Source organism: Nostoc sp. (assembly GCF_036917465.1).
Taxonomy (GTDB): Bacteria; Cyanobacteriota; Cyanobacteriia; order Cyanobacteriales; family Nostocaceae; genus Nostoc.
In genome coordinates this window covers 19,125-34,021 of sequence record NZ_JBALDL010000006.1, presented here as the reverse complement: position 1 = coordinate 34,021, position 14,897 = coordinate 19,125, and the positions used below count along the sequence as shown (strand labels likewise).

Annotated in this window: 17 protein-coding genes and 2 tRNA genes; 10 read left to right on the top strand and 9 right to left on the bottom strand. The window is 40.5% G+C overall.

Annotated features, from left to right (window positions below):
* Positions 1–51: 51 nt before the first annotated feature.
* The 4 genes from V7K38_RS01435 to V7K38_RS01420 all read left to right on the top strand — a co-directional run bounded on the left by V7K38_RS01435 (position 52) and on the right by V7K38_RS01420 (position 2,549).
* Positions 52–315, top strand: coding sequence for a hypothetical protein (locus V7K38_RS01435; RefSeq protein ID WP_334854936.1), 264 nt, complete (start codon positions 52–54; stop codon positions 313–315).
* Entirely contained in the window at positions 316–516 is a 201-nt protein-coding gene (locus V7K38_RS01430) for a type II toxin-antitoxin system VapC family toxin (protein ID WP_334854934.1), read from the top strand.
* A gap of 15 nt (positions 517–531) precedes the next feature.
* Entirely contained in the window at positions 532–708 is a 177-nt protein-coding gene (locus V7K38_RS01425) for a hypothetical protein (RefSeq protein WP_334854933.1), read from the top strand.
* A 506-nt stretch (positions 709–1,214) separates the two neighbouring features.
* On the top strand, positions 1,215–2,549 hold the full coding sequence (locus tag V7K38_RS01420; RefSeq protein ID WP_334854932.1) for a reverse transcriptase domain-containing protein: 1,335 nt from the start codon (positions 1,215–1,217) through the stop codon (positions 2,547–2,549).
* A 167-nt stretch (positions 2,550–2,716) separates the two neighbouring features.
* Here V7K38_RS01420 and V7K38_RS01415 read toward each other — a convergent pair whose 3' ends face one another.
* Entirely contained in the window at positions 2,717–2,893 is a 177-nt protein-coding gene (locus tag V7K38_RS01415) for a hypothetical protein (protein ID WP_334854931.1), read from the bottom strand.
* The gene (gene ppk2, locus V7K38_RS01410) at positions 2,862–3,815 is read right to left on the bottom strand and encodes a polyphosphate kinase 2 (protein WP_334854929.1); all 954 of its coding nucleotides are present in this window, start codon (positions 3,813–3,815) and stop codon (positions 2,862–2,864) included. The genes V7K38_RS01415 and ppk2 overlap by 32 nt, the downstream gene beginning before the upstream one ends.
* A gap of 66 nt (positions 3,816–3,881) precedes the next feature.
* Between ppk2 and V7K38_RS01405 the strand changes: the two genes are divergently transcribed.
* Together V7K38_RS01405 and V7K38_RS01400 are read left to right on the top strand one after the other, a co-directional pair.
* Positions 3,882–4,028: a hypothetical protein gene (locus tag V7K38_RS01405; protein WP_334854928.1), complete on the top strand. Its 147-nt coding sequence runs from the start codon at positions 3,882–3,884 to the stop codon at positions 4,026–4,028.
* A gap of 169 nt (positions 4,029–4,197) precedes the next feature.
* A complete protein-coding gene (locus tag V7K38_RS01400) occupies positions 4,198–4,800 on the top strand; it encodes a hypothetical protein (RefSeq protein WP_334854927.1) in 603 nt (200 codons plus the stop codon).
* A 69-nt stretch (positions 4,801–4,869) separates the two neighbouring features.
* Here the strand turns inward: V7K38_RS01400 and V7K38_RS01395 are convergent, their stop codons facing one another.
* From V7K38_RS01395 to V7K38_RS01365, 7 genes are all read right to left on the bottom strand, one after another.
* Positions 4,870–6,396 carry a slipin family protein gene (locus V7K38_RS01395; RefSeq protein ID WP_334855049.1) on the bottom strand — a complete coding sequence of 509 codons (1,527 nt, stop codon included), beginning with the start codon at positions 6,394–6,396 and terminating at the stop codon, positions 4,870–4,872.
* A 666-nt stretch (positions 6,397–7,062) separates the two neighbouring features.
* Positions 7,063–7,139: transfer RNA gene (locus tag V7K38_RS01390), tRNA-Met, on the bottom strand.
* Positions 7,139–7,216: transfer RNA gene (locus V7K38_RS01385), tRNA-Met, on the bottom strand. Before V7K38_RS01385 ends, V7K38_RS01390 begins: the two co-directional genes overlap by 1 nt.
* A 137-nt stretch (positions 7,217–7,353) precedes the next feature.
* The gene (locus V7K38_RS01380; RefSeq protein WP_334854926.1) at positions 7,354–7,848 is read right to left on the bottom strand and encodes a COP23 domain-containing protein; all 495 of its coding nucleotides are present in this window, start codon (positions 7,846–7,848) and stop codon (positions 7,354–7,356) included.
* A gap of 136 nt (positions 7,849–7,984) precedes the next feature.
* Positions 7,985–8,242 (bottom strand): hypothetical protein, encoded by a 258-nt coding sequence (locus V7K38_RS01375; protein ID WP_334854925.1) that lies wholly within the window; start codon positions 8,240–8,242, stop codon positions 7,985–7,987.
* 296 nt (positions 8,243–8,538) lie between these two features.
* Positions 8,539–8,751: an immunity protein TriTu family protein gene (locus V7K38_RS01370; protein ID WP_334854924.1), complete on the bottom strand. Its 213-nt coding sequence runs from the start codon at positions 8,749–8,751 to the stop codon at positions 8,539–8,541.
* A 265-nt stretch (positions 8,752–9,016) separates the two neighbouring features.
* Positions 9,017–9,595 (bottom strand): hypothetical protein, encoded by a 579-nt coding sequence (locus V7K38_RS01365; protein WP_334854923.1) that lies wholly within the window; start codon positions 9,593–9,595, stop codon positions 9,017–9,019.
* A gap of 168 nt (positions 9,596–9,763) precedes the next feature.
* Between V7K38_RS01365 and V7K38_RS29515 the strand changes: the two genes are divergently transcribed.
* From V7K38_RS29515 to V7K38_RS01350, 4 genes are all read left to right on the top strand, one after another.
* Entirely contained in the window at positions 9,764–10,015 is a 252-nt protein-coding gene (locus tag V7K38_RS29515) for a TraX family protein (RefSeq protein WP_442940736.1), read from the top strand.
* A gap of 388 nt (positions 10,016–10,403) precedes the next feature.
* Positions 10,404–11,363 carry an orange carotenoid protein N-terminal domain-containing protein gene (locus V7K38_RS01360; protein WP_334854922.1) on the top strand — a complete coding sequence of 320 codons (960 nt, stop codon included), beginning with the start codon at positions 10,404–10,406 and terminating at the stop codon, positions 11,361–11,363.
* A 543-nt stretch (positions 11,364–11,906) separates the two neighbouring features.
* On the top strand, positions 11,907–12,332 hold the full coding sequence (locus tag V7K38_RS01355) for a hypothetical protein (protein ID WP_334854921.1): 426 nt from the start codon (positions 11,907–11,909) through the stop codon (positions 12,330–12,332).
* A gap of 300 nt (positions 12,333–12,632) precedes the next feature.
* The gene (locus V7K38_RS01350; protein ID WP_334854920.1) at positions 12,633–14,828 is read left to right on the top strand and encodes a sensor histidine kinase; all 2,196 of its coding nucleotides are present in this window, start codon (positions 12,633–12,635) and stop codon (positions 14,826–14,828) included.
* Positions 14,829–14,897: the final 69 nt, after the last annotated feature.

Sequence of the window (14,897 nt, the reverse complement as noted above, 5' to 3'; positions counted from 1 at the left end):
TGGTATAATTTATGGATAAAAAATTATTAAGATAAAAGAAAATAAAAAATTATGGCGCTAGTAACTCTCCAACAGATAATCAAGCAGCTTGAGACACTCGAAATAGAAGAACTTCAGCAGCTTAATCAGACTATTCAACAGTATCTTGCTGATAAAGAAGAAACAGTCAAGCAAGCAGCATTTCACCAAGCTCTAATCGATTCTGGCTTCGTAAAGCAGATAAAACATCCTGTTTATGAACCAGTAACTGAGCGACGGCTAATTCATGTCGAGGGAAAGCCTGTTTCTGAAACTATCATCGAGGAACGCCGTTAGATGGGAATTTATTTCATAGACAGTAGCGCATTGGTCAAACGTTATATTAGTGAAACTGGATCAGCTTGGGTTTTGGGGCTATTCGATCCGACTCTGAAAAATGAGGTATTTATTGCTGCAATAACTAGTGTAGAACTTATAGCCGCAATTACCAGGCGATCGCGCGGTGGAAGTATTAGCATTACAGATGCAACAATATAAGCTAGGAGGTCATTTATGGAAAGTATTAAAATTAGAACATATATTGGTGATGATGGAATTTTGCAAATCCAGCTTCCACCTGAAATTATCAACCAAGAATTAGATGTAGTGATTGTCTTTCAACCTGTGGTACAAAAATATTGTGCGATTCGTTGGTTAGGGAATCACGGTAATCAGTCCGTAAATAACTAATCCAGTCTGACAGCAGATTACTGTCACTAAAAGCTGAACTCTCGGTTTGATGTAGGTGAAAGCCCTACCATTCAGACTCAGAATTGACTCCTTACCTGCCCACACCGAACAAGCTCGTTTCTTGTAGAGTGAAGCTGGGAACAGGGCGCAATCAGACGACTGTTGCGGGTTGACACTGGCGCTAATAGGGAGTTCCTATGATGAAACAGAGCCTCAAAAAGTGACCCATTGTAGAGCAGGGCGTAACATTAAAATCCCTGACTCCATTGGAGCTAATTCCCGCCGTAATAATGTTAATAACGGCAAGAGTCCAGGGAATCCAATGGTCAAAGTGGCTACATCTAACGGAACAATCAATCTCTCCGAGGGAACGAATAAAAACGATTTGCGAGTCTCAGGGAAGTCGAACCCTGAGTAGGCTAGACGAGAAGCGGAACCCTCACAAGTCGGGTAGGACAGTCCGTAATTGGACTGAGGTGTTCAGAAAATACAAACCAGAGAAGAGAATGATTAGACACAGTGTAAAAACTAGTGAATCTTGGAAAGGGCTACCGTGGAAGAAATTCCGCAAGACTCTCTTTCGCCTTCAAAAGCGCGTATTTAAAGCTGTTCAAGTTGGCGACAAGCGGAAAGCTAGGTCACTTCAGAAGCTTATTCTAAAATCAACCTCGGCTCGATTTCTTGCAATAAGACAAGTATCTCAGCTAAATGCTGGCAAAAAGACGGCTGGTATTGATGGTAAGAAATCCCTCTCGTTCGAGGAACGCTTCAATTTAGAAGAACTACTCAAAGTGAATAGTGGAAATTGGAAACATCAAGGACTAAGGGAAAACCCAATTCCTAAAAAGGATGGGACTACCAGAATGCTTAAGATACCAACCATAGCGGATAGAGCTTGGCAATGCCTTGCAAAATATGCACTAGAACCAGCACATGAAGCTACTTTCCACGCTAGGAGCTACGGGTTTAGAACAGGGCGCTCTGCTCACGATGCACAACGATACATCTACAACAACCTACGCTCTTCCTGCAACGGAACAGAGAAACGAGTTATAGAACTCGATATTGAAAAGTGCTTCGACAGGATTAACCACTCAGCAATAATGGACGAACTCATCGCCCCTAAAGGCTTAAAACTCGGTATCTTCCGATGCCTCAAGGCAGGAGTAAACCCAGAATTCCCCGAACAGGGTACACCTCAAGGGGGAGTGGTCAGCCCATTATTAGCAAACATCGCACTCAACGGAATTGAGAGTATTCATCAACCCAAGGACAACCAAGGAAGAATCAAAGAACCATCAGTCCGATACGCGGATGACATGGTTATTATACTCCGACCCAAAGATGATGCGATAAAGATACTTGAAAGAATCGGCGAGTTCCTCCGTAAACGCGGAATGCAAGTAAGCCAAAAGAAGACCAAAGTCACCGCCGCGACAGATGGGTTTGATTTCCTCGGCTGGAACTTTAAAGTCCAGAAAAACGGAAAGTTCAAAAGTACTCCCTCAGTGGATAACTACAAAGCGTTCCGCAAGAAAGTAAAACACATCGTCAACAACTCGAATTATGGCGCTACGGTGAAGGCTGAAAAGCTTTCCCCGCCAAAGTTACCATTAATATTAACCTATCGTAACTCATCAGTAGACGTTTCAGGCTTGTTAGATACTGGAGCAAGCGTTAGCGTTCTGCCATATAGTATTGGTATTCAACTAGGCGCAATTTGGGAAGAACAAACGGTTTCTGTAACGTTGGCTGGTAATTTGGCTCCTGTTGAAGCAAGAGGTTTGCTTGTATCTGCTCAGATTGGATCGTTTGAGCTTGTTCGGTTAGTTTTTGCGTAGAGTTTGTCTAATGATGTACCTTTGTTGCTAGGACGTATGAACTTCTTTTTGGAGTTTGATGTGTGTTTCTATCGTTCACAACTGGTATTTGATGTGTGTCCACAGTCGTAATGCGATCGCATCTTTAATGTAGGGTGCTTTGTTGCAAAAAGCCAGAGCTCATTTACTCAAAAACAACGCCGCGATAAATTTCCGCCATCGATAATGCGATCGCAACTGAATCTAAAGAAATAGATACCCTCTAAGCTACTAAAATCACTGAGAAACCAACCTTCAGCTTGTTTACTGTCATTATTAGCGAGAAGTTGTAGCTCAATACACTTGAGGGACAAAGAACTGCTCATTGCGGGGGGCGCGAAGATAATCCTCTGCCACAGGTCTAGACGGAAGCTCTAAGGGGGGAGGTGTCATATCTTCGTAAGGAACTTTGCTCAACAAATGATGAATGCAGTTGAGCCGCGCCCGTTTTTTATCATCTGCTTCAATCGTAAACCAGGGCGCTTCTGGAATATTCGTGTACGCAAACATCGTATCTTTGGCTTTGGAGAATTCTACCCAGCGATCGCGTGATTCCAAATCCATTGGGCTGAGTTTCCAGCGCCTTGCAGGATCGTGACTGCGAGAGAGAAAGCGTTTTTCTTGTTCATCATCGCTCACCGAGAACCAATATTTAATTAAAACAATGCCCGATCGCACCAGCATTCGTTCAAATTCCGGGCAAGATTGCATGAATTCTTGATATTCTGCTTCGGTACAAAAACCCATCACCCGTTCAACTCCGGCTCGGTTGTACCAACTGCGATCGAAGAGGACAATTTCGCCGGCTGTCGGAAGATGTTGCACGTAACGTTGAAAATACCACTGAGTTTTCTCGCGATCGGAAGGGGTTCCCAAAGCCACTACACGACAGCCACGAGGATTGAGTGGATCGGCAATGCGTTTAATTACTCCTCCTTTGCCGGCAGCATCGCGCCCTTCAAATATGATGACAACCCGATAGCCAGTGTGCTTAATCCAGTATTGCATTTTGACTAGCTCAATTTGGAGTTGCTCTAGTTCAGTTTCAAAAGTCTTTTTGGGAATTTTCTTAGCAAAAACTTCTGTGCTACCATCAAACATCCGTTTGGATTTTTTAGATTTTTTCTTGTCTTTTGCCTTTACTAGTTTTTCTACTAAGTCTGTGGCAGTTTGAACTAGATCGTTATTTTGTTGGTTTTCAACTTCATCAATTGACATCGCTGTTACCCCATGCCATTGAATCGGCATAATTAGAGTTTATCTATCAAGTATATATTTTAATGCGAATTGAGTGTAAATATACACAGATGCGAGATGCGGAGGATGATTGTAGTCATCGGTGATACGCCAACTCGACAACAAGGTAGGCGATCGCATCCTCCATCATGCGATCAGAATTCTTTAACCTCCAGGCTATCATCAACAATTGCAACCAAAGCGACAGGAATCGGTACGAAATAACTTGACTCTTCATCTAAGAAGTCATCACCACCGATTCAGTAAATATATTTGCAGCATCTAATTATTCTATACAGTTGTTCGGTTGATAAGAATCGATAGACAAGAACCAGTCATAGACATCGCCCTAACTCGCTAAACTGAATGTGAATCCGTAAAGTAATTAGAAATTATGCCTTATAGTCAGTTTACAAATATCAGTAAAGTTAAAGAAGCTTTTGGGTTAAAAACACAGGAGGGTGGGCGATTTCTTCCTGTCACGAAACCTATCGAAGCATCTGCCACACTGACTGCATATCTTGAAGAAAGCCTACCACTTGTTTCTTCCGCAAGTGAAAAAGCACGTTCAGAAGGAATTATTTACCCAATATTATTGGAAGTTAGACGAATATTAAATCGACAAATTAGTTTATTCTCTGGGGAAGATTTTACAGTTGATGAGGCAGTTGGACTTAATGGAATGTGTGATTTCCTTTTGAGTCGTTCGCCGGAAGTGCTAGAAATTGAAGCACCATGCATTGTAATTGTCGAAGCAAAAAAAGCTGATTTAAGAACTGGGTTTGGACAATGTATTGCCGAAATGGTTGCAGCACAAAGATTCAACGCTGCAAAAAATCGTCTAGTTCCGGTAATATATGGTTCCATTAGCAGTGGTACGCAATGGCGATTCCTGAAACTGGAAGAGAATACTGTCACTATTGACTTGATGGATTATCCCCTTCCACCTGTAGAACAAATTCTAGGATTTTTAGTTTGGATGCTTCAAAGCGGTTGATAGATTGGTAAGCAGAGAGAGAAGAGACATTCTTCTTTCCCTGCTCTCTTTGGTGAATATTTGCTCTGCTTATTGAGGATTCATCCGAATCAAGTCTGTTAAAATACTATCCAAGCTACCGTTAACTTGAATCCGATCGATCTTCTCTGCAATCCGCTCTAATACTTCGAGTTCCTTCAAACGCAAGGCGACGGGGTTATCTTCCATCACTTTGGCAGTGTTTAGCATACTGCGGGTAGCAGCTGTTTCTTCTCTACGTCTGACTACGTTTGCTTGAGCGGTTTTTTCTGCCTCGACTACCTTGCTCAAGATAGTCTTAATTTCACCAGGTAAAATAATATCTTTCACACCTACAGAATCTACTTCAATTCCATAGTCTGCGGCTTTCTGGCGAATGTATTCAGAGATGCTTCTATCAATTGCACCTTTATCTTCTAATAAAGTATCTAAGTTGCGTTCGCCAACTGCACCACGCAAAGCAAACTGTAATTCTTTGTACAAATAACCAGAAATATCTGATAACCCGTTTTTTGCCCTCAATGGGTCGAGTATGCGGAAGCCAGCTGTTAAATTTAACCGCAGAGGTACTTTATCTTTAGAGAGGATGTCTTGACCGGATACTTCCATATTTTGTAGTCTCAAGTCAATGGCTTCGGTTTGAAAGGAGCGGCCAAATAACCACCAAGCATGTACCCCTGGCGATCGCTGTCCTTGAAACTCTTGATTAATGTATACTAATCCAACGTGCTGGGCGGGAACTTGGCAAATATGCAAACAGTTACGACTGAGCAATTTCACTTCTGCTGAACCCTCAACTAACTCAGACACTAAGCTAGGCTGTAACTGAGCATCAGCGCTAATATCGAGAATTTCCACTACAACACCCTGCCAAAATAGTTTGCGGCTGGTGGGTGGCAAAATAGAAATCACTTTCCCTCGATATCGCACAATTGCAACTTGCGAAGTCTGTAATTGCACGACTTCACAGTAGGCAGCTATAAAGTCGGGATGTTTTTCAATGAGTACATCTTCGAGGGGAAAGTCTGGGTTAGGGATAATTTGGCTGAGAATTCGGACTGTTACATCTCTATCTACCGACCAAAAAGCATACTCTCCTGCTTCTAGAGGTCGCACAAAATTGTTTTGCAGATATAGTAAACCAATTTCAGACTCTGAGATTTGGAACTTCTTCACTCCATTCAACGTAACTGAGCGTAATTGCTGCACAAAGGAATTAGGTAATTCTAAGCTTTCTTCCAAGTTGAAGAGATGAGACTCTACCTCAATAAAACCACGCCAAAAAGCAATCAATTTATTTGGTGCAATGCTTACCCAATTCTGACCGTAGCGGACTAACGCAACTTGGTTGAATGCGGTTCTGATAATCAATAAATGTTCTTGTAGTTCGGCTTCGTGACTTCGCAACAACAGTTCTAGGTTTTCAATCTGAGCTTGTGGCTGGTTGAGGTCAGAGATTTTTACTTGCCAATGCCGACCAAAATATGTGTGTGTTCCAGGCTGCAAAATTTTCTTAAAGTCACTGCGGTGATATAAGATGCCGATTTCGTTAAGTTTGATATAAAATGTTTGCCACATAGTAATTTGCATAAATAATTTGTGCGATCGCTTAAGTAAGCTAGCTAAGAAGATTCGATCAACACATTTATAACCCTGCTTGAACTCAAATAGCACCTGTGTCTCACAGCTTAAGTACTGGAGTACACAGAATTCATTTAGAGGTTCTTAGGCTTTAGAACCCTCTAGACAAAGGCTAAAGGATTGGTTTCATCTCTTTGTACTACTATATACTACAAAAGATTTATTTACTCTGCAAGTGCAGGTTTTTACAGTTCTGGTGCGGGCAAAAGATTTATTTACTCTGCAAGTGCAAGTGTTTACAGTTTAGGTGTGGGCAAAAGCTTCTCCAAAGCTGGATTAAGATTGCTGTTACTTTTCAAGAGACTGCTCAATAGCAATTTAGAAAAAGAGAACTGCGCTCAAATATGCCGTTCGATAGCCAATCCACAATCCCCGAAGGAAAACTAGATGTAGAAAACGAAGGGACATACTCAAGTTAGAGAGAAATGCAGTTGCGCTTGCTCCTTGACTGTGGCTACCGAACATCACCCTTACGAGTAATGACCGACAGCAGAACACTTGCATCGCAGAGTTTGGAAAATGACGGACTCGAACCGTTTTGGGATTTCTCCCGTACCATATTGGCTACCTTGGAAGGGTATTGTCTTTTAACCCGGACAGGGTTGGGTGAAAGTGCAGGAATCGAACCTACGACACATCGATTATGAGTCGATTGCTCTAACCAATTGAGCTAACTTCCTGGGGTTTGATACAGGAGTCGAACCTGTGACGCATCGATTATGAGTCGATCGCTCTAAACCAACTGAGCTAATCAAACGATATAGTTTAAAGTACTCGGCGGCATACGCTTGTATCAGAGATTGGCGCACCAGTTAGGCATATAGAACCTAAACTATAGCTTTATAACTTTATTACTATCCCGCTTCAAATGTAGCACACGAAAATCGCTGTAATTTATTCTTTGGGAATCCCTAGATGTTCCCTCAAATCAACGTAAGGCGCTCTATTACTTTTACTTAAAGGTTGCCGCCAAGCTAAGAGATTATTTAGCGCTTGTACCCCATCTTCATTCGGTTTGAGAGTCAATATCAACTTTTCACAGCGTCCATTGACTTGATTGGCGGTACAAATCACATTTTGTCCGTTCATTTTGCCGACAGTAATAAATCTCAAGTCTCTGTTGCGACGGTAATTGTCCAAACGTTGGCTTACGTCTTGACAGCGCGTTAGTTTATTGTAGCCAGCATCTCTGAAGTAATTGGAAGTCCAGCGAATCCAAGGTTCACTAACACCTCTAGAATTTGTGTACACCGTCACAGGTTTGTTTCCTGATGTGTCACAATAAAATCCTCGCCTACTTTCGGCTTGACTTGGCTGATTGATGGTTGCAGTTGCACTGAGGGCAATTCCACCTGCAACCAAAATATTTGTCAATGATGCTAATTTCATAAGTATCTCTCAAATGTTGAGTAAAAAGTTTTTATTTGCCTTGCATTCATTTAGCACTTTTCCTACTTCATTTAGTAGGGAAGTGATAAGAAGATTTCCCTTCTTATATCCCAAGTGATTGGAATTTTAGACGTTTTTATTTGTATATATAACGAGCTGCAACCCACTTGCGACCATGATTTGTTTTTTCCCAATGTGCAGGAACTAACACTTTCTTTTTGACTGGTGGTGCATAACGCTTAATTTGTGGTGGTTTTTTTGCTATTATTTGAGCGGGTCTATTAATAGCGTGGGAATTAATATTAACCTGTAATGCTGATGCTTGTGAAGGAATAGAAGTAACAGCAAATGGTAAAATAAGTGCTACCCCAGCAAGAATCTGTTTGATATTCATAACTCAATCTCCTTTAGTAAACTGGATGATTAAAGTTCAAAAAACTTTAATCTGGTTGATGTCTTATGTTTATAAGGATATGAGTTAAAACAGCTATGAACTAGTGATAAAAGTAACTATTGAATTATGACTTAAGTAATCTTTAACGTCAGAGTTTTAAGGTTTGAATCACAAATGCTGTTTATCCTGCGGTGAAGGGGAGATAAAATGGCTATGATACCGAATCAAATAAGCCTTATAGCTAAATGCAACTAAGACAAACCCAAGATTTGGTATTTATTTATACTGATTTTTAACTAAATATCGTCTGACTGAAGTCGCAACATATCACGCATAAAAATCACCAGTCTTGGATAAGTATGATGAAATTCTTTTTCGTTGTTGAACTGGTGACTTTCATCAAAGACATTGTTACCAGTTGAGATTTGAAGAATATCCATCTCACAAGCTCCTGACTCCCAAACCGTTACTCTACCGAGATGCAATGAAGTTTCAAAGTCAAGACGCATAGCTGCATTATCAGTAGGTTTACAGTAAGTCAGTGTATATTCCAGCCATAACCAGCAAAACGCGATCTTAATCCTGATTGAAATCGGTCAAAACCTCGTTCTGAAATTAGCTGCGTTAGTGGATTTAGACTCATTCCTTATATTGAAAGTAGGAGTATTATTAATTTACCCCAACTCTGCAAAAAACAATTTCCTCAAATATAATGTCTGCACTGAATTACGCCTACGCCTGAATTTGACTGATGCTGACGATTTATTTTTGTGCTTAGTCTGGGAAAGCTAGTCCGGTCATAGGGTCACGAATATATAATCCTAATGTGAGGCTACGCATAGCTTCATCCCAAACAGGTATTAATTGTTCTGCTTGATCTACCCAATAATCGAATGTAATCAAGCACTGAACATTTGAACCCAAACCAATACAAGTTCGTGAAAATGCTTCCCGTGCTTCTTCTTGAGTGTCAATGAACTTCATCTCTGTCCAGACAATTCTGGCGGTTTGGCGCTTGATGGTAACAATTTCTCCCCTAGCAATGACGTTGCGACTATCGTCTTCTAGTATTTTCTTCAAAGTAGATTTTAGTGGAAACTGACTCCAGTCGTTGGGTGGCAGGCGATTAAAAGATACTTCTAGGCAGCAATCATCGTTGGGCGGTTTTTTATCGAGGAACTTGAAAGATTTTTCTTGTGGCTCAAGAATCCAATCCTGGGGAACATTGAAGCGAACAGCGCCTCTATCTGCTACAAATATTTTGTAACCTGATGGAGATTCCCAGCGATGGTCAGGTTTTAGTTCAAGCGTTTCTTTAATCCACTGGAGATTGCTTTTTTTACGCTTTGCCATAGTGTTTCTGCTTTCTCTGCTGAAGAGGGTGACGTGGAATTAGCCCATCGAATACATTGCCCTTATTCTTAATGTTATCAAATTGCGAGGATTTTGAATAACTATGTATATTAAATTAATAAGATTTTAGGGATTTTATATCAAGGAATCCAAGGTAACTGTAACGTTGTGATTAAAATTTCAGCTTTTGGCATTAAAATCTTAGCCGCAGTGTTCATGGTTATGGATCGTGTGTGCTATTTGCTAATGCCAGAGTTAAGAATCTTGCACTTTATTGGACGATTGAGCTTTCCTCTCTTTGCATGGCTTCTGGCTAAAGGTGAAAAACACACCCAAAATGTATACCGCTATAGTAGTAGATTATTAATTGCAGCAATTATATCTCAGCCAATCTATAGCAGATATAGCAATCCGTTTTGATTTTTATTCGCGCAGCGTGGCGTAGAGAACACAGAGAAAATAAAGAGGGATTTTCGCCAATGATTTAGGATTGCTATAGATGCTATAGCAATCCTAAATCATTAATATCTTTCTTTAGATAGAGATATTTTCCTCAAAAAAAATTAGGAACCTATAAAATTAAAAAATAATAGTATATACATTTAATTCAATGATATTCATTAGATAAATCTTAGTCTTTTGTTAACGTTTACCAGCTATGATACCAGAGTAGTGAATGATAATGATTTGAATTTAGATATCTAGGGATAATTGTGTCATTCAAAAAAAAAGCCCTAGATTTATCTTCCAAGCTACAAAATGTAGCCGAAATTAACTATTCAACAGGTAAATCTTTAAGGTAACAAGCATGAACTATACTATCGAGTCTGCACGCAATATTTTCTCTAGTACTCAAGTGGCAGATGCGGTTCCAGCCACTACAGCAATGTTTGCTGAACTCAATATTGATGATCAATTGGCATTTCTTTGGTATGCCTACGCTGAACTAGGTCGTACAATTACTCCAGCTGCTCCTGGAAAAGCAAATCTCCAATTAATGGAAGGTATATTCAACGATATTAAGCGGATGTCTCATGAAGAACAAACGCAATTAATGAGAGATTTAGCAAGTAATGCTGACACTTCTATCAGCCGTTCTTATGCATACTTTGGTGTCAACGCCAAGCTAGGATTTTGGTGGCAGTTAGGAGAGTGGATGAAACAGGGTATTGTAGCTCCGATGCCAGTTGGCTATCAAATGTCAACTCAAGTTAAAGCAGTGCTAGAAGCTGTTCAGAAAATCGATCAGAGTCAGCAAATTACTGTACTACGCAATACTGTAGTAAATATGGGGTTTGATCCGTCTCTGGCTGATAAAAAACAGGCAGAAGTCATAAACTTTAAGTTCCCGCGTACATCCCTAAGTCCCCAATTTACTATTGAGGGAGTTACAGAGCCAACAGTGCTGAAATACATTGAAGCGATGAATGCAGATAACTTTGAAGCTGCTGTTGCTTTATTTGCTAACAACGGGGCATTGCAACCACCTTTTCAAAAACCAATTGTTGGCCGAGAAGCTATCACTTCTTACCTAAGAGATGAGGGACAAGGGTTAGTGATGAAGCCAACTAAAGGCGTTTCGGAAACTATCGAAGATGGTTATACACAGCATAAAATTACTGGTACAGTTGAAACTCCTTGGTTTGGAGGTAATGTTGGGATGAACATTGCTTGGCGATTTTTACTTGATCCTCAAGGTCAAATTTATTTCGTGGCTATTGATTTACTTGCTTCTCCTAAAGAACTGCTTAACCTAACTCGCAAGTAAAATTCCTTTGCCTTAATACAAGATCATCAAATAAAATTGCAATCCATGCTCGGTTCACCTAAAACCGAGCTTTAGTCATATTTTAGCAATTTCTTGCGGTTGTTTGGATTGCTCCCTTTAGGCAGTATGTTTTGCGATCGCAACTAGCCATTACAGCGCAAAAATATAGATAAAGCCGAATTTAGTTAGCAAAACGGCATTTGACTTACTCAAAAGCTGCTTTTACTTTCTCATTTGGGTGTTTTCCGCAAGCAAAACAAGCTTTGACTTACTCAAAAGTAGCTTTGACTTACTCATTTGGGTGTTTTCCGCAAGCAAAACAAGCTTTGACTTATTCATTTGGGTGTTTTCCGCAAGCAAAAGCAGCTTTTACTTTCTCAAACCCCAGTTTGCTTTCTCATTTCAGTATTTCGCGCATTTATGACAGCGATCGCGTTTGTAGCAAAAACTATTGCAGATTTGCCGGAATTCTCTCAGCCGAATTCATACGGAAATACTTTAAGGTAAATAATGTTAACCGTACTGTATTATCAGGTGTAGCTCATGGCTCGGAGAAAAAGAACTTCCTTAGTGTTAGAAAAAGCAGTGCGTCGTGCGGCTGGTATAAACTCAATTGCTCCGAATTTAGATTTAGGCAATGGACTAAGCTTACCTGCTTTCTCAACTCTGATTGAAACGATGCGAACTAGAGAAAATACATATAACAGCGCCCTTTCTAGCTTGGATAAATTGTATCGGGAAATGCTAGATACAGAAGACCAGTTAGGAGATATGACAGAACATATGCTAATGGCAGTTGGCACTCGATATGGTAAAAGCAGTCTCGAGTATGGTATGGCAGGAGGAGTTCCTAAAAACCAGCGTCGTAAGGGACTGCGAGGCGATTCGCAAACTCCTACTACCGAGGAACCGTCATTCATTGCCAGTGTGGACAGCAAGAATGGAAAGAAACCAGCAGCCACAAGTTAGAATATGTGCAATTATTCAAAGTTTTGTCAAACCCAAATAATTGCATAAAGCGATATTATGGTGTGTTGTGACAAAGAGCAACGCACCTTATAGTATTTTGGATTGAAAATTTTTCTGTTAAAGGGTTTTATGATTATAGAATTTACGCATTGACAGGAAAGATTAATATGATCATGCCTTGGACTTTGTGACAACACACCCTACAGCAGCTTTTTAAAAAAAGTTCAAAAAAGATGAGTCTCTGGGCATCTTGGGAACTATAGAAGTAAATCAAATTACTACAACTTCCAACTTCCAGCAATGAAGACTCACTATCCCAACAAAGCTAAAGCGTTCCCCTTGCAGACTGTTCTTGTTGTTCCCTTCTTGCTCCAAATTTTTGCAGCAGTCAGTTTAGTGGGTTATTTGTCCTTTAAAAACGGACAAAGAGCAGTTAACGACTTAGCAGAACAGTTAATGGATCGTACCAGCGAGGTAGTGGATGAACACCTGAAGTCTTATCTCTCCATTCCGCAAACCCTTAATCAGATCAATGCAAATGCCATCAGCAGGGGAATATTGGACGTGCGCGATCGCCAAACCCTGGGGAAATATTTCTGGGATCAGATGCAAGCATATAACCTAACTTATATTGGTATAGGACTAACAACGGGTGAAGGGGTAGGAGTGGCTCGTTATGATGGCAAGACGATCACTATTGACGATTGGACTGCCAAACCTCCCAATAATACCTACACTTATGCCACAGATAATCAAGGTAATCGAACTCAGGTTAATGCTCGCTGGAATTGGAACAATTTCAATGAATCTTGGTATATCCAACCAATCGCTGCTGGTAAACCTATTTGGGGAAAGATTGTAACTGCAAATTTTCCAACTGGCCCCTATATCGGCGTTTCTGCCAGTCGTCCCATCTATGATTCGCAAAATCGCTTACTAGGAATGATTGCAACGGATATTCACCTGCTGAAACTCAGCGATTTTTTACGCAGTTTAGATATTACTCACTCTGGGCGAGTGTTGCTTTTGGAGCGGGATGGCACATTAATCGCCAGTTCTGGTACAGAGAAGCCTTTTCTTCTCGTCAATCAAGATATCCGGCGATTGAAAGCGATCGATAGTTCTGACCCAATCATACAAAATATTGCTAAACACCTCCAAACCTATGGGTTTGGCTCTATCACCCAAGACACAGATTTTAAACTTGAGGTGCAAGGAAAAAGGCATTTTGTCGATGTTGCACCTTGGCGTGATAAGTATGGCTTAAATTGGTTGATGGTAGTGAGTGTGCCTGAAGACACATTTATGGAGCAAATCAACACTAGTACGTACACCACGCTTGCACTTTGTTTTGGTGCATTGATTATTGCCTCAATAATGGGTGTGTTTACATCCCATTGGATTGTACGACCGATTCTGCGCCTAAATTGGGCAAGTGAGGCAATGTCATCCGGCAATTTAGCTCAGACAGTAGAAATTAGCGGTATTCAAGAACTTAATACCCTGTCTAACTCTTTCAACCACATGGCAGAACAACTGCATGAATCGTTTACTGCTTTAGAGAAAAGCAAAGAAAAATTAGAAGATCGAGTAGAAGAACGTACTACTGAACTCAAAAATGCATTAAGGGAATTGCAACGCACTCAATCTCAAGTTATTCAAAGCGAAAAAATGTCTAGTCTCGGACAACTAGTTGCTGGAGTTGCACACGAAATAAATAATCCAGTCAACTTTATTCATGCCAACCTCGATTATGTGCAGGAATATACCCAGGATTTATTAGCGTTTGTGCAGTTGTATCAGCAGTACGATCCTAACCCTGCGGCTAAAATTCAATCGGTTGCTAAAGATATCGATCTAGAGTTTTTGCAGGAAGACTTACCAAAAATATTGTCTTCTATGAAAGTAGGAACCGATCGCATTTGCCAAATTGTCCTGTCGCTGCGAAACTTCTCCCGCATCGATGAAGCAGAATTTAAAAGGGTTGATATTCATGAGGGCATTGATAGTACTTTGATGATTTTGCAACACCGCCTCAAAGCTAAACCAGAACAACCTGAAATTGAGGTAATTAAAGACTACGGCAATGTACCCCTAGTAGAATGCTATGCTGGGCCACTCAACCAGGTATTTATGAATATCTTAGTAAATGCGATTGATGCATTAGAAGAAAATAATACCAAGCGTACCTATCAAGAGATCGAAGAAAATCCTAGTCAAATTAAGATTCGCACATCTGTAGTTGATTCAAAATGGTTAGAAATTGCGATCGCTGATAACGGAGTCGGTATTTCTAAAGAATTTCAGCAACGAATATTCGATCCTTTTTTCACCACCAAACCCGTTGGCAAAGGGACTGGAATGGGTCTGTCTATTAGCTACCAAATCATCACAGAAAAACATGGCGGCAAACTAGAGTTCTTCTCAACTTTGGGATTTGGAACCGAGTTTATCATTCAGATTCCTCTCCAGCTAAAAGTTGATGCAGTGGTTTAATTTGATCCTGTTTTGAAATTGTCAAGTTATTTACAGTAGTAGTAAAAGATACAATATTTAGGCATTAAC

Excerpts from the sequence above, each read along its gene's own strand:
- V7K38_RS01435 (WP_334854936.1), top strand. The coding sequence starts at position 52 with ATGGCGCTAGTAACTCTCCAACAGATAATCAAGCAGCTTGAGACACTC.
- V7K38_RS01395 (WP_334855049.1), bottom strand. The coding sequence starts at position 6,396 with ATGTGGCAAACATTTTATATCAAACTTAACGAAATCGGCATCTTATAT.
- V7K38_RS01430 (WP_334854934.1), top strand. The coding sequence starts at position 316 with ATGGGAATTTATTTCATAGACAGTAGCGCATTGGTCAAACGTTATATT.
- V7K38_RS01360 (WP_334854922.1), top strand. The coding sequence starts at position 10,404 with ATGAACTATACTATCGAGTCTGCACGCAATATTTTCTCTAGTACTCAA.
- V7K38_RS01420 (WP_334854932.1), top strand. The coding sequence starts at position 1,215 with ATGATTAGACACAGTGTAAAAACTAGTGAATCTTGGAAAGGGCTACCG.
- V7K38_RS01425 (WP_334854933.1), top strand. The coding sequence starts at position 532 with ATGGAAAGTATTAAAATTAGAACATATATTGGTGATGATGGAATTTTG.
- V7K38_RS01405 (WP_334854928.1), top strand. The coding sequence starts at position 3,882 with ATGCGGAGGATGATTGTAGTCATCGGTGATACGCCAACTCGACAACAA.
- V7K38_RS01375 (WP_334854925.1), bottom strand. The coding sequence starts at position 8,242 with ATGAATATCAAACAGATTCTTGCTGGGGTAGCACTTATTTTACCATTT.
- V7K38_RS01380 (WP_334854926.1), bottom strand. The coding sequence starts at position 7,848 with ATGAAATTAGCATCATTGACAAATATTTTGGTTGCAGGTGGAATTGCC.
- ppk2 (WP_334854929.1), bottom strand. The coding sequence starts at position 3,815 with ATGCCGATTCAATGGCATGGGGTAACAGCGATGTCAATTGATGAAGTT.
- V7K38_RS01400 (WP_334854927.1), top strand. The coding sequence starts at position 4,198 with ATGCCTTATAGTCAGTTTACAAATATCAGTAAAGTTAAAGAAGCTTTT.
- V7K38_RS01365 (WP_334854923.1), bottom strand. The coding sequence starts at position 9,595 with ATGGCAAAGCGTAAAAAAAGCAATCTCCAGTGGATTAAAGAAACGCTT.
- V7K38_RS01355 (WP_334854921.1), top strand. The coding sequence starts at position 11,907 with ATGGCTCGGAGAAAAAGAACTTCCTTAGTGTTAGAAAAAGCAGTGCGT.
- V7K38_RS01415 (WP_334854931.1), bottom strand. The coding sequence starts at position 2,893 with ATGAGCAGTTCTTTGTCCCTCAAGTGTATTGAGCTACAACTTCTCGCT.
- V7K38_RS01350 (WP_334854920.1), top strand. The coding sequence starts at position 12,633 with ATGAAGACTCACTATCCCAACAAAGCTAAAGCGTTCCCCTTGCAGACT.
- V7K38_RS01370 (WP_334854924.1), bottom strand. The coding sequence starts at position 8,751 with ATGCGTCTTGACTTTGAAACTTCATTGCATCTCGGTAGAGTAACGGTT.